Origin of the sequence: Microvirga flocculans ATCC BAA-817, assembly GCF_000518665.1 — a bacterium.
Taxonomy (GTDB): Bacteria; Pseudomonadota; Alphaproteobacteria; order Rhizobiales; family Beijerinckiaceae; genus Microvirga; species Microvirga flocculans.
The window spans coordinates 1-23451 of sequence record NZ_JAEA01000016.1; the positions used below are offsets into that span (position 1 = coordinate 1).

The 23451-nt window shown below is 63.0% G+C and carries 20 protein-coding genes; 6 read left to right on the plus strand and 14 right to left on the minus strand.

What is annotated here, in order from left to right; genetic code table 11:
• Together L879_RS22915 and L879_RS0116335 are read right to left on the minus strand one after the other, a co-directional pair.
• Positions 1 to 2237 (minus strand): PAS domain-containing protein (locus L879_RS22915; protein ID WP_084021106.1); only part of this gene is annotated, 2237 nt, incomplete at its 3' end.
• A gap of 84 nt (positions 2238 to 2321) precedes the next feature.
• Positions 2322 to 4433 (minus strand): S9 family peptidase, encoded by a 2112-nt coding sequence (locus L879_RS0116335; RefSeq protein ID WP_027317059.1) that lies wholly within the window; start codon positions 4431 to 4433, stop codon positions 2322 to 2324.
• Between the two features lie 426 nt (positions 4434 to 4859).
• On the opposite strand from L879_RS0116335, the gene L879_RS0116340 reads away from it, so the two are divergent.
• Together L879_RS0116340 and L879_RS0116345 are read left to right on the plus strand one after the other, a co-directional pair.
• Positions 4860 to 5294 carry a Ros/MucR family transcriptional regulator gene (locus L879_RS0116340; RefSeq protein ID WP_027317060.1) on the plus strand — a complete coding sequence of 145 codons (435 nt, stop codon included), beginning with the start codon at positions 4860 to 4862 and terminating at the stop codon, positions 5292 to 5294.
• Between the two features lie 470 nt (positions 5295 to 5764).
• Positions 5765 to 6730: a DUF6456 domain-containing protein gene (locus L879_RS0116345; RefSeq protein ID WP_051435369.1), complete on the plus strand. Its 966-nt coding sequence runs from the start codon at positions 5765 to 5767 to the stop codon at positions 6728 to 6730.
• A 115-nt stretch (positions 6731 to 6845) separates the two neighbouring features.
• On the opposite strand, the gene L879_RS0116350 is transcribed toward L879_RS0116345, so the two are convergent.
• Together L879_RS0116350 and L879_RS0116355 are read right to left on the minus strand one after the other, a co-directional pair.
• Positions 6846 to 7301, minus strand: a complete 456-nt coding sequence (locus tag L879_RS0116350; protein ID WP_245265253.1) for a SufE family protein — start codon at positions 7299 to 7301, stop codon at positions 6846 to 6848.
• 41 nt (positions 7302 to 7342) lie between these two features.
• Positions 7343 to 7663, minus strand: a complete 321-nt coding sequence (locus tag L879_RS0116355; RefSeq protein ID WP_027317063.1) for a hypothetical protein — start codon at positions 7661 to 7663, stop codon at positions 7343 to 7345.
• Between the two features lie 368 nt (positions 7664 to 8031).
• Here L879_RS0116355 and L879_RS22920 point away from each other — a divergent pair, with 368 nt between their 5' ends.
• Positions 8032 to 8871 carry a peptidoglycan-binding domain-containing protein gene (locus L879_RS22920; RefSeq protein ID WP_051435370.1) on the plus strand — a complete coding sequence of 280 codons (840 nt, stop codon included), beginning with the start codon at positions 8032 to 8034 and terminating at the stop codon, positions 8869 to 8871.
• Positions 8871 to 9212, plus strand: a complete 342-nt coding sequence (locus tag L879_RS0116365; RefSeq protein ID WP_027317064.1) for a DUF1491 family protein — start codon at positions 8871 to 8873, stop codon at positions 9210 to 9212. The genes L879_RS22920 and L879_RS0116365 overlap by 1 nt, the downstream gene beginning before the upstream one ends.
• Before the next feature lie 635 nt (positions 9213 to 9847).
• On the opposite strand, the gene L879_RS0116370 is transcribed toward L879_RS0116365, so the two are convergent.
• From L879_RS0116370 to L879_RS21970, 4 genes are all read right to left on the minus strand, one after another.
• Positions 9848 to 10345 carry a GNAT family N-acetyltransferase gene (locus L879_RS0116370; RefSeq protein WP_027317065.1) on the minus strand — a complete coding sequence of 166 codons (498 nt, stop codon included), beginning with the start codon at positions 10343 to 10345 and terminating at the stop codon, positions 9848 to 9850.
• A 6-nt stretch (positions 10346 to 10351) separates the two neighbouring features.
• Complete coding sequence (locus tag L879_RS0116375) at positions 10352 to 10915, minus strand: DUF1254 domain-containing protein (protein ID WP_027317066.1); 564 nt, start codon at positions 10913 to 10915, stop codon at positions 10352 to 10354.
• On the minus strand, positions 10912 to 11505 hold the full coding sequence (locus tag L879_RS0116380) for a DUF1214 domain-containing protein (protein WP_245265254.1): 594 nt from the start codon (positions 11503 to 11505) through the stop codon (positions 10912 to 10914). Before L879_RS0116380 ends, L879_RS0116375 begins: the two co-directional genes overlap by 4 nt.
• Before the next feature lie 78 nt (positions 11506 to 11583).
• Complete coding sequence (locus L879_RS21970; RefSeq protein ID WP_035459924.1) at positions 11584 to 13794, minus strand: transglycosylase domain-containing protein; 2211 nt, start codon at positions 13792 to 13794, stop codon at positions 11584 to 11586.
• 219 nt (positions 13795 to 14013) lie between these two features.
• On the opposite strand from L879_RS21970, the gene L879_RS0116390 reads away from it, so the two are divergent.
• Positions 14014 to 14508 (plus strand): YcgN family cysteine cluster protein, encoded by a 495-nt coding sequence (locus L879_RS0116390; RefSeq protein WP_051435372.1) that lies wholly within the window; start codon positions 14014 to 14016, stop codon positions 14506 to 14508.
• Positions 14509 to 14533: 25 nt separating this feature from the next.
• Here the strand turns inward: L879_RS0116390 and L879_RS0116395 are convergent, their stop codons facing one another.
• From L879_RS0116395 to L879_RS0116420, 5 genes are all read right to left on the minus strand, one after another.
• Positions 14534 to 15601, minus strand: coding sequence for a linear amide C-N hydrolase (locus tag L879_RS0116395; protein WP_027317069.1), 1068 nt, complete (start codon positions 15599 to 15601; stop codon positions 14534 to 14536).
• 548 nt (positions 15602 to 16149) lie between these two features.
• A complete protein-coding gene (locus L879_RS0116405) occupies positions 16150 to 16737 on the minus strand; it encodes a DUF2939 domain-containing protein (RefSeq protein WP_027317070.1) in 588 nt (195 codons plus the stop codon).
• Positions 16738 to 16873: 136 nt separating this feature from the next.
• On the minus strand, positions 16874 to 17962 hold the full coding sequence (locus L879_RS0116410; RefSeq protein WP_027317071.1) for a TRAP transporter substrate-binding protein: 1089 nt from the start codon (positions 17960 to 17962) through the stop codon (positions 16874 to 16876).
• Between the two features lie 138 nt (positions 17963 to 18100).
• Positions 18101 to 19609: a sensor histidine kinase gene (locus L879_RS21975; protein ID WP_051435373.1), complete on the minus strand. Its 1509-nt coding sequence runs from the start codon at positions 19607 to 19609 to the stop codon at positions 18101 to 18103.
• A gap of 107 nt (positions 19610 to 19716) precedes the next feature.
• On the minus strand, positions 19717 to 19911 hold the full coding sequence (locus L879_RS0116420) for a hypothetical protein (RefSeq protein ID WP_027317072.1): 195 nt from the start codon (positions 19909 to 19911) through the stop codon (positions 19717 to 19719).
• Between the two features lie 153 nt (positions 19912 to 20064).
• Here L879_RS0116420 and L879_RS0116425 point away from each other — a divergent pair, with 153 nt between their 5' ends.
• Positions 20065 to 21105 (plus strand): endonuclease/exonuclease/phosphatase family protein, encoded by a 1041-nt coding sequence (locus tag L879_RS0116425; RefSeq protein WP_027317073.1) that lies wholly within the window; start codon positions 20065 to 20067, stop codon positions 21103 to 21105.
• A gap of 107 nt (positions 21106 to 21212) precedes the next feature.
• Here L879_RS0116425 and L879_RS24375 read toward each other — a convergent pair whose 3' ends face one another.
• Entirely contained in the window at positions 21213 to 22922 is a 1710-nt protein-coding gene (locus tag L879_RS24375) for a hypothetical protein (RefSeq protein WP_027317074.1), read from the minus strand.
• Positions 22923 to 23451 lie beyond the last annotated feature (529 nt).

Sequence of the window (23451 nt, forward strand, 5' to 3'; positions counted from 1 at the left end):
CGGGTGGGCGGGCTGACCCTTGGCCCGCCCTTCTCGGTCCAGGCGAAATGCAGCAGCGGGCGCTCCGCGCCGGGCTCGATGCGCCAGCGCACCTCGACCTGCCCGCCGAAGGTGGACAGGGCGCCGTGCTTGGCGGCGTTGGTGGTCAGCTCGTGGATGGCCATGCCGATCGGCACCGCCGCCTCGGAGGGCAGCTCCACATGCGGGCCGTCGATGACGATGCGGTTGCGGGCCTCGTCCTCGTAGGGCCCGAGTTCGGTCTGGATGAGATCGGACAGGGCGGCCTTCTGCCAGAGGTCCTCGGTGAGCAGGTTGTGGGTGCGGGCGAGCGAGACGATGCGGCCGACGAAGCCCTGGTAGAACTCGTCGATGCTCGAGGCGGTGCGGGCGGTCGAGCCGACGATGGCCTGGACGGTGGCCAGGGTGTTCTTGACCCGGTGATGCAGCTCCCGGATCAGAAGCTGCTGGCGCTCATCCGCCTGCCTGCGGTCTGTGATGTCCTGATAGACGCCCGTGATGCCGCTCAAGGCTCCGTCGTCCGAATAGGTGAGCTGGCCCTGGGAAGCCACCCATATCCAGGCATCGTTGTCGAAACGCCTGAGGCGATACTCGATGCTGTACGGTTCCCGGTGCTCGATGGCCTGCTTCATCGCAGCCTCCATCCGTGCCAGATCGGCCGGATGCATCCGCTGTTGGATGTCCGCTGATGGAATGAGGCATCCTTCCGGAAGACCGAAGATCTCGGCGGCCCGGTCCGAGAGCGTGAGCTGATGGCTTGCCGCGTCCCAGCTCCAATCGCCCATATTGGCGGCCTGGAGAGCCATGCGGAGCCGCTCCTCGCTCTTCCTGAGCGCGTCTTCCGTCTCCTTGAGGTCCTGGATGTCGACGCTGGTGCCGACCCATCCCTTGAACTCCCCGCTCGGGGAATGAATGGGAGCGCCCTGGATCAAGTGCCAGCGATAGACTCCCTCGTGCGACCTGTAGCGCGCTTCCGTGGTGTATGCCGTGTGCTGGGTGACCACTGGCACCAGCTCCTCGTTCATGCGGGCCATGTCGTCCGGATGGATGGCCCGCATCCAGCTATGGCCCAACGCCTCTTCGGGGGGCAGTCCAGAATAGGTGACCCATCGCTCGTTCGTATAGGTGAGTTCCGTCTTGGGATTGAGGATCCAGACAAGCGCCGGGAGCGATTCCGCGATCAGGCGGAAGCGGGCATCGGTTTCGCGCAGCTCGTTCTCGGCCCGGGCCTTCTCGACGGCGGTCCAGGTCCGCTCCGCTACGTCCTCCACCAGGGACAACTCGTCCCCGAACCAGACCCGGGGAGCTGCCGAATGCAGATAGAGAATGGCGGTGAGCTTCTGGTTCTTGAGGAGCGGGACGGCAAGAGCCGAGCGGGCGTTGATGGTGCGGTAGGCCGCCTGGACCGCAGAATCGTCCGCCCGCGGGTCATTCCAGATGTCCTCCACGAAGATGGGATGTCCCTGCTTGAGTTCCTCCATCATGGAGGGAAGGAAGTCGTAAAGGCGGTAGGCGCGTCCCTCGTTGCTGAGAGCCCCCATGGACCATTCCCGCTCGACGAGGATGATGCCCCGCTCCTCGTCGATCTCTCCATAGCCGGCGCTGTCCACCTTCATGTAGCGGCCCAGGACCTGCGCCGTCGTTTCCATGATGGCGTCCGGATCGTCGAGGCTGCGCAACTGGTCGTTCAGATCGAGCAGGAATTCCTGCCGGCGCTGAGCCGAGTGCAGTTCCTCCTTCGCCTTTTCGCGCGCCGCCACATCCTGGGCAATGCCCATCAGGCGAACGGGCCTGTCGTCCTCGTAGATGGCTCCGCCCCGCAGCAGGACGCGCCCGATGCGACCGTCCTGCCGGATGATGCGGCATTCGACGTTGAAGTCGGTTTTCGTCTTGAGGGCGAAGACCATGGCTTGGTTCATCCGCTCGACGTCGGCCGGATGAACGAGTTTCTGGAAGTCTTCGTAAGTCATGGGCGCATCGGGCGGGAGGCCGAAATTGGCCTTGAACGCCGCCGTGCCCGTGATCTCGTCGGTCTTCAGGTCGCGTTCCCAGGAACCGAGGCGGCTGAGATCGAGCGCCATCCGCAGCTTGCCGTTGCTGAGGCGCAGTGCGTCCTCCGTCTCGCGCAGGCGGCGCTCCAGATCCGCAAGGCGCTTCCTGTTGCCCTCCTTGGAGGAAGCCGCATCGGCACTGGATTCCGGGGAACTCCTTTCAATCATCGACGCGCGCTCTTGATCCCTATGTCCCGTTGCCGCTTCAAGCACAAAGGCAGGATACGGTACAACGGGACATAGGGCTTGGCGTCAAGTCTGAAAGCCCCCGCTGCATTTCAGGGCGAAGGTATAGGCGAGAGCGACCTCTTCGAGACGGTCGAAGCGGCCAGCCGCGCCCGCATGCCCGGCTTCCATGTTGAGCTTGAAGAGAACGGGGCCGCCTCCCGTCATGGTGGCCCTCAGCCTCGCCACCCACTTGGCCGGTTCCCAATAGGTCACGCGAGGGTCGGTGAGACCGGCCAGCGCCAGGATCGCCGGATAGGCTTGGGCCTTCACATTGTCGTAGGGCGAGTAGGACAGGATGGTGCGGAAGGCGGCCTCGTCCGCATCCGGGTTGCCCCATTCCGGCCATTCCGGCGGGGTCAGGGGCAGTTCGCTGTCGAGCATGGTGTTGAGCACGTCGACGAATGGCACCTCGGCGATGATTCCGCCAAACAGGTCCGGTGCCATGTTGGCCACCGCACCCATGAGCATGCCGCCGGCGCTGCCGCCATGAGCGACGATGCGTCCACGGGCCGTATAGCCCTCCTGGATGAGAGCCTCGCCGCAGGCGATGAAATCCTTGAAGGTATTCACCTTCTTTTCGCGCTTGCCGTCCATGTACCAGCGCCAGCCCTTTTCCGTGCCGCCGCGGATATGGGCGATGGCATAGACGAAGCCTCGGTCGACGAGGGAGAGAATCCCCGTCCGGAAGCTCGCGGGTATTGAAATGCCATAGGAGCCGTAGCCGTAGAGCAGGCAGGGCGCGGAGCCGTCGATGGCGGTCTCGCGGCGGTGGACGAGAGAGATCGGAACCAGCTCTCCGTCCGGAGCCGTCGCAAACAGCCGGCGGGTCACGTAGTCAGCCGGGTTGTGCCCGCTCGGAACCTCCTGCCGCTTGCGCAAGGTGCGTACTCCGGTGCGCAGGTTGTAATCGACCACCTCGCTCGGCGTGGTCATCGACGAATACTGATAGCGGATGACATCGGTGTCGAACTCGTAGCCTGCCGAGAAGCCGAGGGAGTAGGCCTCTTCGTCGAAGGCCACCACGGCCTCGCGGCCCGTGGCGAAATCCCTGACCACGAGGCGCGGGTTCGCGTTCTCGCGCTCGAGGCGGACGAGGGAGCGGGCGAGCGCCATATGGGAAAGGATCATCGTGCCGGGGCGGTAGGGCACCAGATCGCGCCAATGAGCCCGGCCCGGCGTCGCGACCGGTGCGGTCACGATCTTGAAGTCCTCCGAGCCGTCGGCGTTGGTCAGGATGACGAGGTCGTCTCCATGATGCTCAACATCGTATTTGAGCTGCGGCGTGCGCGGCTCGACGAGGCGCGGTGAGGCGGAAGCGTCCGAACGGTCGAGCAGCCAGATCTCGGACGTCTCGTGGTCGCTGGCCTCGACGAGCACGAAGGCCTTCGACTGGGTGAGGCCGAGCTTCACGAAGAAGCCGGGATCCTTTTCCTCGTAGACGATCTCGTCCTCTTGGGCGTCCGTGCCGAGGCGATGCCGTCTGACGCGGACCGGACGATGGTTCTCATCGAGCTCCACATAGTAAAAGCCTGAAGAATCGGCGAGCCACACGGCCTCGCCGGAAGTATGGGCGACCGTATCGGGCAGGTCGTTGCCGCTTTCGAGATCCCGCACCCGGATCGTGAAGTATTCCGATCCCTTGATGTCCGCGCCCCAGGCCAGGAGGCGGTGGTCGGGCGCGTGATCCGCGCCGCCGAGATCGAAGAAGGGGTGGCCTTCCGCCTCCTTGTCGCCGTCCAGCATGATCGTTTCGTCGCCTCCCTCCCGGGGCTGGCGGCAGATCAGAGGATGCTGTCCGCCTTCGCGGTAGCGAGTGAAGTAAGCGAAGGGACCGTCCGGCTGCGGAACGGTGGAATCGTCCTCCTTGATGCGGCCGCGCATCTCGGCGACGAGCTTCGCCTGGAAGTCTTCCGTTTCGGCAAAGGCGGCCGACGCATAAGTATTCTCCTGCTCCAGATAGGCGCGGATCTCGGGGTCGAGAACGGAAGGGTCCTTTAGGACATCCTTCCAGTTATCCGCCTTCAGCCATGCATAATCGTCCTCGATCCGAACCCCATGGACATGGAAGACATGCGGCTTCCTCGGGGCTGTCGGGGCGGGGGGCAGGGGACGGAAGGGGATCTGCTCTGTTTTCATGAAAGTATCCGGTGGAGTCGTGCCAGGGGGGATTATGCATAGATAGCCTTGCTTTCCCACGGTAGCAGCGCGGCGAGTGGCAGTGGAAACGCGCCCCATGTGCAGAGCGGCTGCCTTTTTAGTTACTTCTTCGGGCCTCGGGCCTGAAACTTATGTGATAGCGATTCTAACCTATGGGAAGGGGTGTCAACTTCTAAACGTAGGTTTATTGCACAATGAAAGTTGATACGTAGTTTTCCAAAGTTTTCCTTTTGAACATCTTGCAAAGCGCCACGATTTGACATACTTGGACGAATGCGCACGATTTCTGTGCAAGTACGGTGCGGTTCAAGGAAGAGGCAAGAATTGCTTCAGAGAAGAAAGCTCGGATGTAGGTCGAAATGCATTTTTGAGCTATTCTAAGAGCCGGAAAGGAAGAAAATCAAAATGAGCGACAACATCGCTGCTTCGAACTACATTGAGCTGGCTGCGGACATCGTCTCCGCCTATGTCAGCAATAATTCCGTTCCTTCGGCCGATCTTCCGACCCTTATCAACGAGGTTCACTCGGCTCTTCTTCGTGTCGGGGGCGGCACGGTGGAGGCTCCCATCGAGGCTCCCAAGCCCGCCATTCCGGTGAAGAAGTCCGTGACGCCGGACTACATCGTCTGCCTCGAGGACGGCAAGAAGTTCAAGTCGCTGAAGCGCCATCTGCGCACGCAGTACAACATGACGCCCGAGCAGTACCGCGAGAAGTGGGGATTGCCCGTCGATTATCCGATGGTGGCTCCCAACTACGCCAAGGCCCGCTCCGAGCTTGCCAAGGAAATGGGTCTAGGCCAGCAGCGCCGCAAGCGCCGTTCCTCGCGCAGCGCCGGCTAAGCACCCTTCCGGACGTTGAAATTGGCCGCCCGAAAGGGCGGCTTTTTTCATGGGCTTGGCCGGCCCTCTTAGACGCGTCGTTTTCCGGAGGCCGATGAACCAAAGGCAGGCTCCCGCGGCTTCCGCTTTGGGCCCCGATCCCATGGTCCGTCCGGATAGACTTCCCGTTATCGATCAGGGGCGGACCGGGCGAGACCTTCGCCGCCGAGACAAAAGCTGAGCGGGGAGGGGGACCTTCATCCAGGATCGCGGATGCGTTTGCGGCAGCATCGCAGGCATTGGAGTCGAAGCCGGACTTGAGCGTGAAAAGGGCCGGAATCATTGCGGCCTTTGTGCGGACGCGGCCGTGCGGTGGGGACTTATCCTCACTGTTATCAACAGATTTGAATCGCGTTGACAACTAGGAATATGCCCCCACTATCGAGGATGGAAGGGGCAACCCTTCCTTACTTTATTTATGGGAACAAAACATGAACATTAAGGACGGCGATGCGGTTCATCAAAGTATTGCCGCTGCGGGCATTTCAGCCCGGAAAGAGAGAAAATCGAAGAAAGGTCAGGGCCGTAGCAAAGAGCGGTCGGGCCATGCCTCCGAGGGTCTGGCGAGCGATTCCCTGACCCGGGAGGCGAAACGGCTTCTCGGGCTGCTGGAACAGCCGGAAACCTGGGCCTTTCTCGACATGACGGATTCGTCAAGCGTGCTTATCCACAGGCGGCGGTCCGGGATATCGGTCGGTGCGGGGCGCTTCCCCCGGACGGTGGCGGAAGACCTCGTGCGCCGGGACCTGGCATGCTGGCAACGGACATCCTCACGGACGCTCCTGCTTCTGACGAAAGCCGGACAGGCCCATCTGCGCCGCAGGGCGGCTCCCGAGCAGGAACTCGCCTTTCTCTGCCAGCATCGCGAGACGGCTGTCGCCGAGGTGAAGACGACGGCAGGGCCTGCCCGCGTGCGGGTGGATGCGGAGGAAAGCCCGCTCGACTGGCTGCGCCGCCGCAAGGACCGCAACGGCGAGGCCATGATCGACGAGGCCTCCTACCAGGCCGGGGAACGGCTCAGGACCGATATCATGCTGGCGGGGCTTCTCCCGGGCGTCACGGCGCGCTGGGACGGCATGCCGAAGAGCGCAGGACCTTCCTCGCCGGGCGAAGCGACGGAGCGCATGGTGGCTGCCCGGCAGCGCCTCCGTCACGCCTTTGATGCCATCGGGGGCGATTTCAGCGATTTGCTCCTCGATATCTGCGGTTTCATCAAAGGGCTGGAGCAGATCGAGAGGGAACGGCAATGGCCGGCGCGCTCGGCCAAGATCGTTGTGCGGCTCGCCCTCGCGCGGCTCGCGGAACATTACGGCATCGAGACGGCGGCGCGTGGCCCGGCCGCGTCACGCGGCATCAGGATGTGGCGGGCCGTGGTAATCGAGGGCGGGAGGATTTAGAGCTTTTCAGCCTCCCGAACGAGACGGTTCCGCGTGAGCGGGATCGTCTCTCTCTCTCTCTTTGCCATGTCGCATTCTTGAACGGCGAGCCGGATCCTCTTCGCCGAACAATGCCCTAGGATGAAGCAAGGGCCATCTGCGCGTCGCGGCGGATGCGCTCGACCATGGATCTGACGCCGTTCGACCGTTGCGGCGTCAGGTGCTCCGACAGGCCGAGTTCCTTGAACAGCGCCTGGGCATCGGTGGAGAGGGCCTCGGAGGCCGTCTTGCCGCTGTAGAGAGAGATCAGGAGCGCCACGAGGCCGCGCACGATATGGGCGTCGCTGTCGCCGCGAAGATGGAGCACAGGTTTGCCGCCGACAGTCTCCAGGTGGGTCTGGAGCCAGACCTGGCTCGCGCAGCCCTGGACCTTGTTCGCGTCGTTATATGCGCTCTCCGGCAGCGGCTCCATGAGCCGGCCGAGTTCGATGAGGTAGCGGTAACGCTCCTCCCACTCGTCGAGCAGTTCGAAGTTGGAAATGATCTCGTCGATCGTCGGCAGCATGGAAAACCTGTGATGTCTGCCGGTCATATAGCCATCGCCGCGCCGTTTGGCGACGGGAGTGACGACAATTACGTGCGCGGCTTGGGCGCACTCGCACGGTCCTCGGGCCGCAAGGTGTCCGAGGGCGGGGGAGAACCCGCGATGGGAAGGCCCGATGTGGTCAGGATCTTGTCCACCACGGCCTGCTTGGCGCCGTCGGGCAGGGCCTTCCAGACGGTTTCGAGATGACCCGGTTCGCCTGCGGCGGGAGCGGCGTGCTCCACCGGCGGTTCGCCCTTCTTCTTGGTGAAGAACGCTTCGATGGCGGCCGTCCCTTCGCCCGGCTGGCGGACCGGCGAGTAATAGAAGATGACGCCGACGATGAGGATGAAACGCAGGATCGAGAACATGGGTGGCGGCCGGTGCCTGACGACGGAGAGCGATGCAGCACCATAACGTACCGTGCCTGGGCCGCGTAGGGCGCGCTCAGGGAATCTGGAAACAGGATGAACAAATCCTTGCCGGCTCGCGCCGGCTGTAAACAATTGATACATAACAATAATTCTCGTCTGATCGGGGCAGTTCCCAAGTCCTTCGCCATGGCTCGCGCGCCATCCCGCCCCATATCGGACATTCGGGCTGGGCGATTAGGTTTCGCTTAAGCCGCCTCTGTCAGGCTTCGCCGTCAGAAAGACATGAAGTGGTGTTTCTGCCGCCATGTCTCGATGATTGCGCGGTTTTGAAACGACATCATTCTTCGAAGACGGAAACAACGCCCTTGCGTGAAGCCTTTGTCGACCAGCCCGATGACGATTTCGATCTGCCTGCCGTCGTGCGGCGGAAGGCTCCGTCGCGTGCGCCGCAGAAACGCGCCGCCAGGCCGCCGCGAAAGCCGAGCTTTCCCGAGCGGGTCGCGACCTTCATTGCCGGCCATCCGCGCCAAATCCTCGCCGCCCTGTTCCTGACGGGATGCGGAGGCGCCATCGCCTGGAACGCCCTGGCGCTCCAAAACAGCCGCCATCCTGCTCCGCTCTTCAACACGAGGGAGGTCGTGCTCGCTCCGGAGCCGGTGCCGGAGATCGAGGCGGAGCAGCCCTTGCCTCCCTTGCGTCCCGGAGCGCAGCCTCATGACCAGCACGCGGCGGTGCCCGTTCCTGCCGAACCCATCGCGCATGCCCCTGCGGAGACGGGAGGCACGTCTGCGGTCTCCACACCCAAGTCTCCGGCGCGCAGCCCGATTGCCGAGATGATCCGCAATGGCGGCCAGCCCGTTCCGGCCGCCGCGCCTCCCGCTCGCACCCAGCAAGCGGCCCTCGCAGCTCCTCCCGCCGCGCGGACGGCCTCGCGCGATCCCATCGCGGACATGATCCGCATGGGAGGTCCGGTGCCTGTCCCTCCCGCCAATGTGGGCAGCTCCGATGCGGGCGGGATCGTGCTGTCCGGCCAGCGTGCGCTCGCGCGGCTGGGCTACAGCGTGAAGCTGGATGGTCTCATGGGCTCCGGCACGCGGCAGGCCATCGAGCGCTTCGAGCAGGATCGCCGCCTGCCCGTGACGGGTGAGTTCAATGCCCGCACCGTCCGCGAGCTTTCCGCGGCCTCGGGCATCGCGGTTCAGTAGTGGCCCGGCTTCGCTCCGACTTCTGGGTTTCCGCTTATCTTCGCCGCTGCTCGGTGGAAGGCATCGAAGCCGTCTTGCGCAAGCGCGGCGCCGCCGAAGCCGGTGCGATCTTCGTCAAGCTCGATCGCCTCGACGGGACCGCAAGCCTCTATGGTCCCGCGCCGCAGCTCTTTCTCGACGACAGCGGGGAGCGCCTGTTTGCACCGATCCTACAAGATGTGATGCCCCTCGACGTGGAAGAGCGCATGACGCGCGAACTGCGTTTCGATCCCGATCTCTGGCTTGTCGAAGTGGACGACAGGCAGGGACGCCATTTCCTCGACCTGGCGTCAGCGGAATAGCCTTTCAGCGTTGCAAGCAGAGGCCGCGGTGCACCTTTCGCGTTCGCTCTTCCGAGAGTGACGCGAGCATCCGAGGTAACACTGCCGGAGTGTCGGGGCGCGCCGGACCGGACCGCCGATCCGAATTCGCAAAGGATTTCATGCCCAACCCTAACAGAGGATGACCGTCCGGAGGCTGAGACTCAAGTCTTTGCGCATCTTTGGCGGGGTTGTGCGGCACAGGATTTGGTAATTACCTAAGGGAACATAAGCGCAGCCGTGAATGTTGTTTTCATGTCAGATGCAGCGCTTTTCGGTGAGGCGCAGCCGGACGGAAACCAGCTGTTAACCATACATCTCTTTTTGTGAGTGAGTCGTCGAGGCAGGAAGTGGCACGTTAGAGGAGGGCAAGATGCAAGACGTCTGGACAAGATCGCCCTGTGTGGTGATCGCATTCCCGGATAGCAGCGAGCGGCCACAGCGTCCGCATCTGTCAGCCAGCGAGCCCAGGGGCGAGATCCTTCTGTTCACGGGCGTCCGCTATGAGAGGCCCGCGCCCAATCCCGGTCCGTCCCGTCCCTTCGCTTCCAGCGGCCCCGGCCGTCGCCGTTCCTGAGCATCGTCCGCCACGACGTCGAGACGCCGCGCGGCGTCGATCATCCGCGCGCCAGGTCGCGCACCATCAGCACCGCATCAGGCCCGTAGCTCGAGAGCTTCGTCTCCAGTCCCGGAAGGGTCGCCACGCGAAAACCTGCCTTCTCCCAGAATGCCTGCGAATTATTGACGGCGACGAGCGACACGTTGCCTAAGCCTGCTTCGCGCGCATGGGCGATCAGCCTGTCCGCGGCCTGCAGCGCATAGCCTTTGCCGCGGGCGGCCGGCATCAGGGCGACGTCATGGATGTAATAGGTCGTGGCATCGGCCGGGATGGCGCCCAGTCGTTCATTCAGCGGCGGCGGTGCGCCGAAGCGCCAAGGATGGGTCAGCGCATAGCCGATGGGCCCCCCGTCTTCGACGAGCATGAAGCAGCCTTGCGGATAGAGCCGCTGGCGTTCCGCGAGAACCTCGTAATCCTCCGGGTGGCCGACGTGAATCGTATCCGCCATCGCTTGGACCTGGGGCAGGTCCTGGGGTGTCATCGGACGCCAGGGCATGTGTCTTCAGGAATCCTGTTCGGTTGTGCAGGAGACGGCTTTCGCGGCGTCCTCGGCCTGGGAGCGCAGGCTCGGGGTGGGAGCGACCACGCGCACGATCACGAAGCCGCGCTGTTCGGGTGAAACGATCCTCACGTCGCGGGACGGATCGTTCTCGTCCTCTGCCGCGCGCGCCTCGTCGAGTTGGCGCGGAGTCATGGCGACGATGTCGAGTTCGCCGCGCACGGCGGCCCGGTCGGTGACGGCGAAGAACACGCCGCCCGATTCCCGGTGGAACGAGAAGGAGAGGGGCAGCGATCCCGTCCGCGCCGCGACGCGCATGGGACCGTTGTCGAGATCGAAGGCGCAGGCCGCGACGGCGACGGCGGGGTCGGGCCTCGGCAGCCAGGTGCTTTGGCCGCCCGGAGCGCTGACGATCTGCGCCTTATCGGCGGTCAGGGTCGGCTGAACCTTCGCGAAGGCGTCGTTCTCCGCCAGGTAGGGGCTCGCGAGGATCGCCGCGATATGGACGCCGACAGCCGCGACGAGGCCGCAGAGGGTGGCGATCAGGAAACGGCCGAACCCTCTCATGAGGCGCATCCGATGCGTTGAATGGTGGGAAAGTCGCTTTGATCGAGGTTCGCACCCGCCGCTCCCGGAGGATCGTACAGACGCAGGACCACCATGAACGAACCCGACGCGGGAAGCTGGAGCCAGTTGCCTGGCTGAAGGTCGCGGGACAGGGCAATCGTGAAGCGGTTCTGCGTGTCCCTCAGCACCTCGTCCGAGGTGAAGCCTTGGCGGCCGAGCTGGGTCGTGGGCAAGCGGCCGTCCCTGTCGTAGAGGGTCAGGGTCCAGACGCGGGCGATGGGCGCAACAGTGCCGATCCGATAGGAGCAGGCGGAATCGAGAGGCCTTCCGTCGCTGTCGATGCGGGCGCTGAAGTCCAGGCCCTCTCCGGTGGCGAGCGGCACGTCCCCCCTGCGGGCGAGGATCGCCCGCATGTAGGGATCCGCTTCCGGCGAACCGAGTTTCGGCCAAGACTGCCAGGGGCCGAGACGCAGGCTGCCGAAAGGCGGGTCGCCGTTGATCGTCCAATAGACCGAGCCCAGCCCGAGCCCCAGCGCGAGGAGGAGCGCGTACACGATCAACAGGGCGGAGGGGACACGTCGGATGGACACGGGCGATGACGGACTCGATGGCGCGCGCATCGAAACCGCCGCAGGGCCGTTCGTCAATAGAGCCTCTGTCCGCATGCGTCAGGGCATCGCCACTTGGCGGGGGACATCCGCCGCGGCCGAGCCGCGCTGCGCTTCGGACGTCTTATGCGTCGTCGCCGCACGGTCGATCGATTGGAACAGGGAGCCGATCCCGCCCAGGACCTCGTAGGACCGGCGCGAGAGCGTGCCTCCCATGAAGCCTTGCGCAGGAGACTGGGCCTGCTCCGTTTCCGGACGGGCGGCGGCAACCGGGCGGGCGGCATTGCTCGTGTCGAGGCCTGGGATGGGGCGGATCTCCAGGTTCTGGTGGGCCACGGTCATGACCTCTTTCCAGGTCATGGCGGGAAGAGTGCCGCCGGTCATGTCGTTCATCGGGCTCGAATGGTCGTTGCCGTACCAGACAGCGGCGGAGAGATTCCCGGAATAGCCCACGAACCAGGCATCCTTGTACCCGTTGGTGGTGCCTGTCTTGCCCGCGGTCTTGATGCCGTCCAGGGCCGAGCGCTTGCCGGTTCCTTCCTCGACGACCTTGTTGAGCATGAAGTTCATGTCGTTGACCACGCGCGTGTCGAGCACCTGCTTGGGCGCCGTGTCCCGGTCGTGGCGGTAGATCGTCTCGCCTGCGGAATTGCGCACTTCCCAGGCGGCGTAGGGCTCGGCCCGCTTGCCGCCATTGGCGAAGACCGCATAGGAGGCCGCCATGTCGATGACCGTCACCTCCGCCGCGCCGATGGGCAGCGAGCTCGAATCCGTGAGCGGATGGGTGAGGCCCATGCGCTTGGCGGTGTCGACGATCACCGCCCTTCCGGCCTTGGCGTTGCCCTTGCCGATCTCGACGGACAACTGGACGGGGATGGAGTTTATCGAGCGGGCGAGGGCCGAGACCAGGGGCATGGCGCCGGAGAAGGAGCGGCCGTAATTCTGCGGGCACCAGTTGCCGAGGCAGATCGGGCGATCCACGACTGTCGAAGCCGGCCGCAGCTTCGGGTTGGTGGTCAGGGCCGCCGCATAGACGAAGGGCTTGAAGGAGGAGCCCGGTTGGCGCAACCCATCCGTCGCGCGGTTGAACTGGCTCTGGCCGTAGTCCCGTCCGCCGACGATGGCGCGCACGGCTCCGTCCACGTCCATGACCACGATGGCCCCCTGGCCGACCTTGTACTGGCGGCCGTGCTGGCGGAGCATGTTCTCGAGCGTCTGCTCCCCATGGCGCTGGAGCGCGGTGTCGAGGGGCGTCTTCACGATCAGGACCCGCTCGTTGCCGAATTTCTTCTGCGCCGCGAACTGCTTCACCTGCTCATAGGCCCAATCGAGGTAGAAGTCGGGGGTCGTCTCGCGCGCGCGGTTCACGGGCGTCGCCGGGTTGCGGCGGGCCGTCTGAATCTGTCCCTCCGTCAGGAAGCCCGCCTCCACCATGTTGCGCAAGACCTCGTTCGCACGGGCGCGCGCTGCGGGCAGGTTGATATGCGGGGCGTATTTCGTGGGGGCCTTGAACAGGCCGGCCAGCATGGCCGATTCCGCGAGGGTCAGGTCCTTGGCCGGCTTGCCGAAATAGTAATCCGCCGCCGCCACCACGCCATGGGCGCCGCCGCCCATATAGGCGCGGTCGAGGTAGAGCTTGAGAATCTCATCCTTCGTCAGGTGAAACTCGAGCCAGAGCGCGAGGAAGGCTTCCTTGATCTTGCGCTCGAGAGAGCGCTCGTTGGTCAGGAAGAGGTTCTTGGCGAGCTGCTGCGTAATGGAGGATCCGCCCTGGACCACCCCGCCGCCCTGGGCATTCACCACGAGTGCGCGGAAAGTGCCGATGGGGTCGATGCCCCAGTGGTCGTAGAACCGCCGGTCCTCCGTCGCCAGCGCGGCCTTGACCATAGAATCGGGGAAGTCCTCCAGCTTGTAGGAATCGTCCAGGTGAAGGCCGCGCCGTCCTACCTCCTGGCCGTAGCGGTCGAGGAAGGTCACGGCGAGATCCTGGGTCTTGAGCCAGTCGTCCTCCGTTTCCCGGAAGGCGGGGAGGGCGAGCGCCAGCATAACGACGCTGCCGGCGGCGCCGAGCGTCACGGCTTCGCTGGTCAGGTCCAGAACGACTCGCGGAGCGCCGCGAAAGCGCAGGTGCTTCAGCTTCTCAGAGTACCATTCCCACGCCCTGGCCAAGCCTCGGCCGCTCTGGAAGAGGGCCGAGTTCAGCCACGCATCGAATGCAAGGGCGGCACGCTTGATCCGAGTCGTGAGGGGAATGGGATTCTGCTGGCGCACGGCGGTCCTTCGGGGCAGCTCGGGGAGCCCGATCTGCCCTCTTTTATGCTCTGTGATTTCCCTTGCGGCAACGCTGAAGCGCGGCGAGGCTGTTATGCATAACTCGGAACCTTGTTTGTCGGTTCAAGGCGATTTACCTCTTCGGAGATAAAGATGCGGCGTGATGTGCGGTCGGGCACAGTCCTTCAAACCGCCTCAATGGGAAGACAAAGCCTCCACATGCCAAATGCCGCACCCCTGATCTGCCCTCAGCCGGAGGAAACCCCTTTCTGGCGTGTGAAGCCGCTCGAGGCCATGAGCGTTGAGGAATGGGAAAGCCTCTGCGACGGCTGCGGGCGCTGCTGCCTCGTCAAGCTGGAGGACGAGGACACGGCCGAGGTGATGTACACCGATGTCGGCTGCACCCTCCTGGACGCCCAGACCTGCCGCTGCCGCGACTACTCGAACCGCCAGTCCAAGGTCGCCGATTGCGTCCGCCTGACGCCTCAGGCCGTGCGCAGCCTTTCCTGGCTGCCGCCGACCTGCGCCTATCGCCTGCTTGCCGAGGGGCGGGACCTATCCTGGTGGCACCCGCTCGTTTCGGGCGATCCGGAGACGGTCCATGCCGCCGGGATATCGGTGCGCGACCGGGTGGCGGGACCCGAGGAGAATTTCAGCATTGCCGAACTCCTGGAGCGCATCACGGACTGGCCGCTGGAGGGCCCGGAGGAGTAACGCGCCTGCGCCCTGCTGCGTCGGTTTACGAGGTTCCCTGAAACCTGAAGGGCGGCGCTTCCTTGAACGCGCCCGTCGCATCGCCCGAATAGGTATTGGTCTGGTCCACGCCCAGGTCGAGCTTGCGCACTTTTCCCGTATCGGGCGAGAAGTCGATCTTGTTCAGGTCGACCCAGAACGTATTGGGTGTCAGCGCCGACTCGAAGAAATAGAGCTTGCGCTTGTGATCCATGACCGTTCGCCAGCGCGTCGATGAAATGTTGGGTTCCTCGGGCGTATTCAAGCCGAAGGGCACCGATGCGTTGCGGATGACGCTGAACACGCTGGCCACGGCTCGGTTGGGGCTCTGATCCTTCGGAATGGCATTGATGTAGAATGATGCGCGCGCGAACCGGTCCGCAGCCCGGTTCGTTCCGGGCAGCATCACCGTGCCGCCGATCTGCTTCCAATACGCGTTCAAGGCGAGCTGCTGCTCGAAGATGGGCGAGTTGGTCATGACCTGATAGTCGCGGCTGTGATGGATGACCTGCTTGCCGCCGATATACTCGATGATGGCGCTGTCGCCCGTGGCGTCCGAAAGAGAGAGGTGAAGCGTTGCAAGACGCGTATCGCCCGGGACCGTGTCGGTGACGACGATGAAGGGCTCGCGCGACAGGGCATCCACGGCTTCCTTGACAGTGGCGTAGTTGTCGAGAACGTACTGCGCCCACGCCGATATCGCCAGGGCGGGCTTGTCGCGGTCGAAGGACGGGTATTCGGATTCGACCAGCCACAGGAGATTGGCGACCAGACCGGCGTCATTGACGCCATCCGTCGTCGAAACGTCGTAGCCGGATGCGATGACGCTGCCGTATTTCGATGTCCAGCGGATCGAATTGGGGCCGGCTTCGCCGTTCCGCATCATGCCGCGCGGAAAGACCCAGAGATTGGTCCCGACGTCGGTTTTCCAATCCATCGAGCGGGCTGTGATGATGTTTCCATCGGGGCCGAGATAGACGGCCCGCGTGCAGGCCTCCGCCGATGATGCGGCGAGAAGAGGAATGAGACACAGCGCGATGAACGAACTTGCTACCGGTTTTGCTGCATGCTCCATGGCATTCTCCCAACCCGAAAAGAACGCCAAGGAGGATAGGAGCGCGACGGTCTATGGCAATGGCCGAGTTTCATTCATGCGCGCGGAAGCAATGTGTGCTTGAGCGAACGAGGCAAGCGATCGGGCTGGCGTCCATCTGTGACGTGCGGCTGGAACCTGGATCGTGCCCCGCGCCTTCGGCGGAACGCTTCCCGGAATCCGTCATTGACATTGCAGACCTTCGTCACTGCGCAACCCGCACGGGCTGCATTTTACGGCCCGGTTTCATGCGGATGACATCTTCTTCACTTCGCGCCAGATCGGCATTCCGAACGCCTTTTCGATGAAGTTTCCAGTCATTCCGGGGAACGGATGAAAGACTTTTCTGTTGTCGTGGCATGGAGGAAAGTCAAATGACATCGAATGTCATCTGCTTTATTCTCGGGACCGTGTTCCCGCTTGCCATGGTGGGGTGGCTGTTCATCCACTGAGGGATGTTTATCTTGTCCAATGCAAGTGCATGGGTGAACATATCGGCTTAGCCGTCTCCTTTTTCGTAGTCTCTGGTGTCAACTTTTCGTGGCTGCGGATGCACGCTTTCTCAATGCGGTCCGCAGGCGCTTGGGAAGCTCGATTCCCGTCAGGCGCCATGTGGTGCCGCTCAGTCGCAGGGTGATCTGAAGCCATTCGTCCTTGGGTCCGTCGACGGCGAGAGGGATCGTGATGGCGCGAAACCCCTGCGCTTCGGACGCAATGAAGATCCGCAGGGCTTTCTCCACGGATGTCGGATCGAACGTGAGAGCTGTGCCGGGACCGTTCCCGTCTCCATTGAGCTGGTTCAATTGTCCGTCATCAAGGAGATCGACCAAGGCCTGCGGTGTAATGAGTTCTTCGAGTACCGGGTTGAGGATGGCCGTTCCGGCCCGGGCGGCCGTCTGCTGATCGAGCCCGGCCAGATCCTGCGTTTTCAGATATTCACCGAGAATCTGCCGTGCGAGCGAGGCGCGAAGGGCGCTGAAATTCACGCGCTCGGTGATGCGCTCGATATTTCTCGCCTGGATTGCCTTGGAAAGGTCGTAGAGGGCCACGAACGGCGAGACCATGAAGATGGCCCAGGCCAGAAAGAGAAGGAAGCCGATGCGAAGGGTCCAGCGCATGTCCAGTCCTTGTCCTGCGAGGTCCAGTCATTCCGGCAGGCTGAGACTGCCGATAAGCGCACTTATTTGGGCCACGCCGGACAATAAAAAAGGGCGATCCGGGGATCGCCCTTTCCAGACTTGAGTTGCAGGCCGATCAGCCGCGAGCGCGGGCGCGGATCATGAAGGTATCGTAGGCGTATTCGGCCACTTGGAACCAGAGATATTCTTCGTTCCGGAAAGCCTTGACCGCGTCGATGACCTTCTTGAAGTCTGCGTTCTTAGCCGAGACTTCGTCATAGACTTCGTTCGTGGCCTTGAAGGCGGCTTCCAGTATCTCCTGCGAGAACGGACGCAGCTGCGTGCCGGCGCCGAGGAGGCGGCGGAGCGCGGCCGGGTTCCTGGCGTCGTACTTCGCCAGCATGTCGGCGTTGGCGTAGCCCGCGGCCGTCGTCAGGATAGCCTGATACGCCTTCGGGAGCTCTTTCCACTTTGCCTGGTTCACGAAGAGATGGATGGCCGGACCGCCTTCCCAGAAGCCGGGATAGTAGTAGTAAGGCGCGACTTTCGAGAAGCCGAGCTTCTCGTCGTCGTAGGGGCCGACCCACTCGGCGGCGTCGATGGTGCCGCGCTCCAGCGCCGGGTAGATGTCGCCGCCCGGGATCTGCTGCGGAACAGCACCGAGCTTCTGCATGACCATGCCGGCGATGCCGGCGATGCGCATCTTGAGGCCCTTCAGATCCTCGACGGTCTTTATTTCCTTACGGAACCAGCCGCCCATCTGAACGCCGGTGTTGCCGGCGGGCATGCCGTAGAGGTTGTGCTTGGCGTAGAACTCGTTCAGCAGGTCGTTGCCGCCGCCCTGATAGAGCCAGGCGTTCATCTGGCGGGCATTGAGGCCGAAGGGAGCCGCCGTGCCGAGGGCGAAGGTCGGGTCCTTGCCGAAATAGTAATAGGAGCAGGTGTGGCCCATCTCGATGGTGCCGTTGCCGACCGCATCGGCGATCTGGGGCGTGCCGACGATTTCACCGGCGGCGAAGGGCTGGATCTGGAACTTGCCGTCGGTCGCTTCCGAGACATACTTGGCAATGACTTCGGCGCCGCCGTAGATCGTATCGAGCGACTTGGGGAAGCCGGATTGCAGGCGCCACTTGAGCTCGGGCATCGACTGGGCGATGGCCGGGGCGGCCACGGCGGTCGAAGCAGCGCCGATTGCTGTGGCCTGCAAAAACTGACGACGTTTCATAAGACTAACTCCTCCCTCTGGGGTCGTGACTTCGTCACTTGCGTTCTATTGACACTAAATCGGGTTCCATCCGCAAGAACCCTCAGGCCGGTATCGACTAATGATCTATGCACCTCTTGAAAAGGTGCCCGGACTTGCTCAAGAAACAGGCACGTCGATAGTACAGACGACACCCGTGGGGTCGTAGATCAGCCGCACCTCTCCGTTGAGCTCGCGCGCCAGGCCCTCCTGGATCAGGCGCGAGCCGAACCCCTTGCGTGACGGGGCCGAAACGGGGGGGCCCCCACGCTCCTCCCAGCGCATGACCAAGCGGGAGCTCGTGGGGGCTTTCAAGGTCGACCAGGAGACATGAACCTCGCCGGCGGGCGCGCCGAGGGCGCCGTACTTGATGGCGTTGGTGCACAGCTCGTGCATGGCCATCGACAGGCTCAGGGCCATCGGAGGCGGCACGCGCAGGTCCTCGCCGTCGATGCGGATGCGGCTGCTGTCGTCGGACGGGTCCCGGTAGGGGGCGAAGGCCTGCGTGACAATCTCGCAGAGGCTTGCCCCTTCCCAGTTCTCCCGGGTGAGGATGTCGTGGCCCCGGGCCAGGGCGAAGAGCCGGGCCTCGAAAGTGGCATAGGCGGAGGGAAGGTCCTGGACGCGGGTTCTGGCGCCGCGAAAGCTCTGGGCCGCCAGGGACTGGACGGTGGCCAGGGTGTTCTTCACCCGGTGGTTCAGCTCGTTGAGAAGCAGCCGCAGGTGCTCTTCCGCCCGCTTGTGCTCGGTGATGTCGATCTGGATGCCGTCCCAGACGATGCTGCCGTTCTCGAGCCTGCGTGGGGTCACGATGATGCGGTGCCAGCGGGCTTCCCCCGTGCGGGCATGCCACATCTCGAACTCGGATTCGAACTCCTTGATGGCACGGTGCCCCTCCAGCTCCCGGGCCAGTATTTTCGGGCGATGCTCGGGAAGGACGAGGTTGTAGAGCAGGCCCGGATTGGCCTGCACCTCCTCGGCGGGGATGCCCGTGAGCCGCTCGCAGGTCTTGGAGACGTAGAGGACCTTGCGGTCCTGAAAGTCCGACGAGTGGTTCGTCTGGTAGAACATGCAGGCCGGAGCGTTGTTGGCGAGGGCGCTCAGGCGCGCCTCGCTGGCCCGCAGTTCCTCCTCGGCCCGGCGACGCTCCGTCCAGTCGCGGAAGCTGACGCCGAGGCCTCCGTTATAGGGAAAGACGTGAAACTCCAGGTAGCGCCCCTGACGGCCGACCGCTTCATCCTCGAAGGAAGCGGGAATGCCCGAGGTGAAGATTTCCTCGTAGTGCCGGCGCAGGGTGGTCTTTTCGGACCCGGGGAACATGTCCCAGATCACCTTGCCGAGCATGGTTTGCCGCGGCAGCCCGAAATAGGTTTCGGCGGCGCGGTTGATGTAACTGAAGCGCCAGTGCTCATCGAGGCAATAAAAAGCATCCCCGATGCCTTCCAGCAGCACCGCGATCTGAGCATCGACCTTGGCCTGGACTGCATTGTCTATGGTCTGCTGAAGCGCGCTGCCCCGCATCTCCGCAGAGCTGCCGGAGATCGAGGCGACGAGATCGCTCGTGAGTTTCTCCATGTCGGCGGCGGCCAAGGCGGGGCTGGGCGTGCTCATGACGGGGAAGATAAACACGATCCCACGTCATGGGCAACGTTTCAACATTTCTCCATTTGTCTTTGATTAGGGGCTCCGGCGAACGCCTTGCGTGACGAAGAGAGACGCTGCGCCCGAAGCAGCAGTCAGGATTCGGGTTGGATCGGATTTCGGTCTAGAGGAGGATTCTTGGGAATACTGAAGGTTTCAGCGGCACAAATGAGCGTAAAGAGAGCGATGACGCCCCCGATTTCGGCGAGGCCGACAAGCGCGGAAGACAGATCGCCGACATAGACGAATGCGCCCGAGACGAGCGCAACAACAGCAGCCCAAAAGACCATGGGCTTTCTCCCGGCAAAGCTTGATGCGGACTTAACGCCTTCTGGAAAGGAAGGTTCCTCAGGCGGCACAGAAGATTCCCGACCCTTGCGTTTCCTGCAAGAGGGGAGCCTCTATATTTGTATAGGTTTGTGAAAATTTTTTGAAAGCCGGCCATGCGCCCGCTGATCGATCGTCTCGTCCCGGCCCTGGAGGCGCCGGAACCCCTGATCCTGGAGGAGGCCCGTCACGCCTCGCTCCGGCCGTCGCTGCGGCGGGAGGAGGCGCACAGGCACTTCCTGGAGCGGATCCCGGCGCTGCACGCGATCGAGGGGATGCCGTCCGCCCATGCCCCGCCGTGGCCCGGAACGGTGCGGGTCGCCGCCTTCAATGCGCAGCGCCTCAGGAACCGTCCTGCCCTGCGCCATCTCATGGACGAGGTCGGCGCCACGATCACCCTGCTCAGCGAAGCCGATTGCGGGATGGCGCGGTCCGGCAACGTTCACACGATCCGCGAGCTCACTTCCGGCACGGAGGAGGGCTATCTCTATGGTGTGGAATTCGTGGAGCTCGATCATGGCAGCGAGGACGAGGCGCGGCGATGGGGCGGAGAGCACAACGGTTGCAGCCTGCACGGCAATGCCCTCGTGAGCGGCCTGTCCCTGGAGGACGCGCATCTGATCCCGCTGGAGGAGACCGGCTTCTGGTTTCGCGGCCTCGACGGTTTCCAAAGACGCATCGGCGGGCGCATGGCGCTGGCGGCGCGCGTGGCCGGAGCGCCGAAACCCCTGTGGGTGGTAAGCGTCCACCTCGAAAGCAAGACCGACCCTGCCGACCGGCAGGCGCAGATGAAAAGCCTGCTCCGGGCCCTTGCGGCGATTGCGCCGGATGAAGCCTGCATCATCGGCGGCGATCTCAACACCAAGGCCTTGCCGCGCGCGGAGGGCGAGCGCCGTCTCCTGCTCGACGCGCCCGAGCGATACGAGCCTCTTTTTGCCGATCTGAAGGACGCCGGTTTCGAGTGGCGCTTCGCCAATCTCGCGCTTCCGACGCAGACCCCGGGACCGACGGACAAGCATCGGCCGCCTTTCGGCAAGCTCGACTGGATCGTGGTGCGCGGCGTCACGGCCTGCAACCCGCAGATCGTTCATGCCGTCGACGAGCAGGGCAGGCCGATCTCGGATCACGAGATGATCGCAGCGGATATCGTTCTGTGAGGGCCGGAACTCGGCGGGCGTGAGTTCGAACTCACGCCCATGAGTTATGCGTTCGTTCTTGGAGCATGCTTGCGTGAAAGCCGAAATCGTCCTTCGCGCTCGATGTTCTAGACGATGAAGAAGTCCTTGTAGGTCATGGCGAGCTTTTTGGAGAGCGTCGCGATCTCGACCTGCTTGTATTTCGAGCCGGAGCCGTCGGCGTCGTAATAGAGCTTGCCCTTCTTGTCGTCGTAGATGACGTAGTCGTTCTTGTCCTTGGCCTTCGCGCCCTTGACGAAATAACTTTTCTTCAACAGGGCGGGCTTTGCTTCAGAGCCCGCTTTGCCGAGCTTGGTGAAGATCTTGTTCTCGAGCCAGATCGCGTCGTCTTTCACGTTGAAATCCGTGATCTTGTCGCCGTTCTTTTTCGTGTTCGGCTTCGTGTTGAAAACGAACGCGTCCTGGCCCTTGCCTCCCGTGAGCGTATCCTTGCCTAAATAGCCATAGATTCGATCCTTGCCGGAACCTCCCTTGAGCACGTCCGCGAACCGCGTGCCCCTGATGATTTCGACGGGCTCGTCGACGACATCGATTCTGAAGACTTTCTCGACGGCGATGCCGCCTTCGTCGACGATGCGTACAACGATGATATGAAAACCGGCCGTTTCGTAATCGAGCAGCTTGCCGTTGGCCACGACGATCTTGTTCCCGGATAGTGAAAAGCGTCCGCCAGCATTGTCGACGAGTTCCACGCGCATGCCGTCGCCCGGATTCGGATCGACCGTCGTCAGCTCGCCGACGACGGCGCCTTTCTGTGCGTTCTCACGCACGTCTTTCGGGTCGAGAAAGACATCGCCGGGCTGGAGAATGTGGACACCCTTGGCGTCGGTAGCCTTGCGGATGCCTTGGTCATAGAGCCGCTGACGCTCGGTAAGGGTAAAGGCATCACCGCTGAGAGTGACGCTTCCGTTCGCCGTGAGGCTGTGCGCCAAAAGCGCCGACGGCTTGTCGGCGAACGCGAGCGTTCCCGGACCCGAGAAGCTGATCATCTCGAACTCGGAAAAGAAATTGTTGCTGAAATCGTAGTTGCTCATCTTCAGGCGCAACTCGTCGAAGCCTGTGCCACCCCTCAGACCCACGATCTGCCCCAGGCGCACCGCATCGGTCATGATAACGTCGTTGCCGGAGGAGCCTTGAAGGATCTCGATTCCGGTCAGGACATCGGGCGCGGTAAGGTCGAGGGTTCCGCTCTCGACCATGCGCAGCGTGTCGATTCCCTCGCCGCCCTCCAGGGTATCGCCTGCGGCGAGGCCGCCATTCTGGACATTGAAGATATCGTTGCCTGCCGTCCCGCTGCCGCGTTCCCGGCCGTCGCCGAAGGCGGCAACGGACTTGTATAGCTGTTGATAAACGCCTTGGCTGGAACCATCCTGCGCTTCGGAAGTCCAGGTTACGACCCAGCTTCCGTCCTCAAGCCCGGCGGCTGCGGGATTGTATTGATTGAGATCCGTAAACGTATTGACCTTCTGCTCGCCGCCGACAGCCATGCCTTGCGCATTGTAGCGCTGCTGAACGATATCGCCGTTGACCTGATCCCCCTCCAGCGCGGCCCATGTCACGATCCAGCCGCCGTCCCGCAGAGAGGTCAGCTTCGGATTGCTATGGGATGTATTCAGGTTGCTGATCCTCTGCTCTTCCCCCGCCGGCACGCCATCGGCGTTAAAGCGCTGCTGGCTGATGCGGTCGTCGCGGAGCCTGTAGTCGTTGGTCACCCATGCGACGACCCAGCCGCCATCGTCGAGGGCCGTAACGTGCGAGTAGAACTGCGTGCTTTCCATATTCGCATTGACGCGCGTTTCGCTTCCCCTCGGGGTTCCGTCTGCATTATAGCGCTGCTGATAAATTCCATGTGCGCTGCCATCTTGTCCGTCGGAGGTCCAAGTCACGACCCAGCCGCCGTCTTTGAGGGCTGTGATCTTCTGGCGATCCTGTGCTTTCGTCGTATAGGTATTGACCTATTGCTCTTTGGAGAGCCGCACGATGGAGGCCATGGTGAAATTCCTTGCCTGCTGCCGGACCTAACGATCGGCGCCTGGACCGAGGTCGGTGAAAAGAGATAAGATTATTATCACGTTATAGTATATCTTGGACAAGTTTTTCCTTCTCCGGGCTCCAGGCTGTGCGCAGGAATTGGCTTCGGAGCGGCGCAGAAATAGCTTGGCACCGGGGAGAGGCTGGCCTTGGAGCGGTTTTGCAGCGGATAACCCTGCGGTTGAAAATCGATGCTTGACAGCGTGACGCTGTTGGGGTACAAAACATGAACAATGACGAAGTGTGAATGCAGACCCGCTTCATCGCTTCAGGCTA

Bases quoted from the DNA above. Each gene is read 5' to 3' on its own strand.
- L879_RS0116390 (WP_051435372.1), top strand. From the start codon at position 14,014: ATGCCAAATGCCGCACCCCTGATCTGCCCTCAGCCGGAGGAAACCCCT.
- L879_RS0116425 (WP_027317073.1), top strand. From the start codon at position 20,065: ATGCGCCCGCTGATCGATCGTCTCGTCCCGGCCCTGGAGGCGCCGGAA.
- L879_RS0116395 (WP_027317069.1), bottom strand. From the start codon at position 15,601: ATGGAGCATGCAGCAAAACCGGTAGCAAGTTCGTTCATCGCGCTGTGT.
- L879_RS0116355 (WP_027317063.1), bottom strand. From the start codon at position 7,663: ATGTTCTCGATCCTGCGTTTCATCCTCATCGTCGGCGTCATCTTCTAT.
- L879_RS0116335 (WP_027317059.1), bottom strand. From the start codon at position 4,433: ATGAAAACAGAGCAGATCCCCTTCCGTCCCCTGCCCCCCGCCCCGACA.
- L879_RS0116370 (WP_027317065.1), bottom strand. From the start codon at position 10,345: ATGCCCTGGCGTCCGATGACACCCCAGGACCTGCCCCAGGTCCAAGCG.
- L879_RS0116420 (WP_027317072.1), bottom strand. From the start codon at position 19,911: ATGGTCTTTTGGGCTGCTGTTGTTGCGCTCGTCTCGGGCGCATTCGTC.
- L879_RS0116345 (WP_051435369.1), top strand. From the start codon at position 5,765: ATGAACATTAAGGACGGCGATGCGGTTCATCAAAGTATTGCCGCTGCG.
- L879_RS24375 (WP_027317074.1), bottom strand. From the start codon at position 22,922: ATGGAAAGCACGCAGTTCTACTCGCACGTTACGGCCCTCGACGATGGC.
- L879_RS0116405 (WP_027317070.1), bottom strand. From the start codon at position 16,737: ATGCGCTGGACCCTTCGCATCGGCTTCCTTCTCTTTCTGGCCTGGGCC.
- L879_RS0116340 (WP_027317060.1), top strand. From the start codon at position 4,860: ATGAGCGACAACATCGCTGCTTCGAACTACATTGAGCTGGCTGCGGAC.
- L879_RS0116375 (WP_027317066.1), bottom strand. From the start codon at position 10,915: ATGAGAGGGTTCGGCCGTTTCCTGATCGCCACCCTCTGCGGCCTCGTC.
- L879_RS0116350 (WP_245265253.1), bottom strand. From the start codon at position 7,301: ATGACCGGCAGACATCACAGGTTTTCCATGCTGCCGACGATCGACGAG.
- L879_RS0116410 (WP_027317071.1), bottom strand. From the start codon at position 17,962: ATGAAACGTCGTCAGTTTTTGCAGGCCACAGCAATCGGCGCTGCTTCG.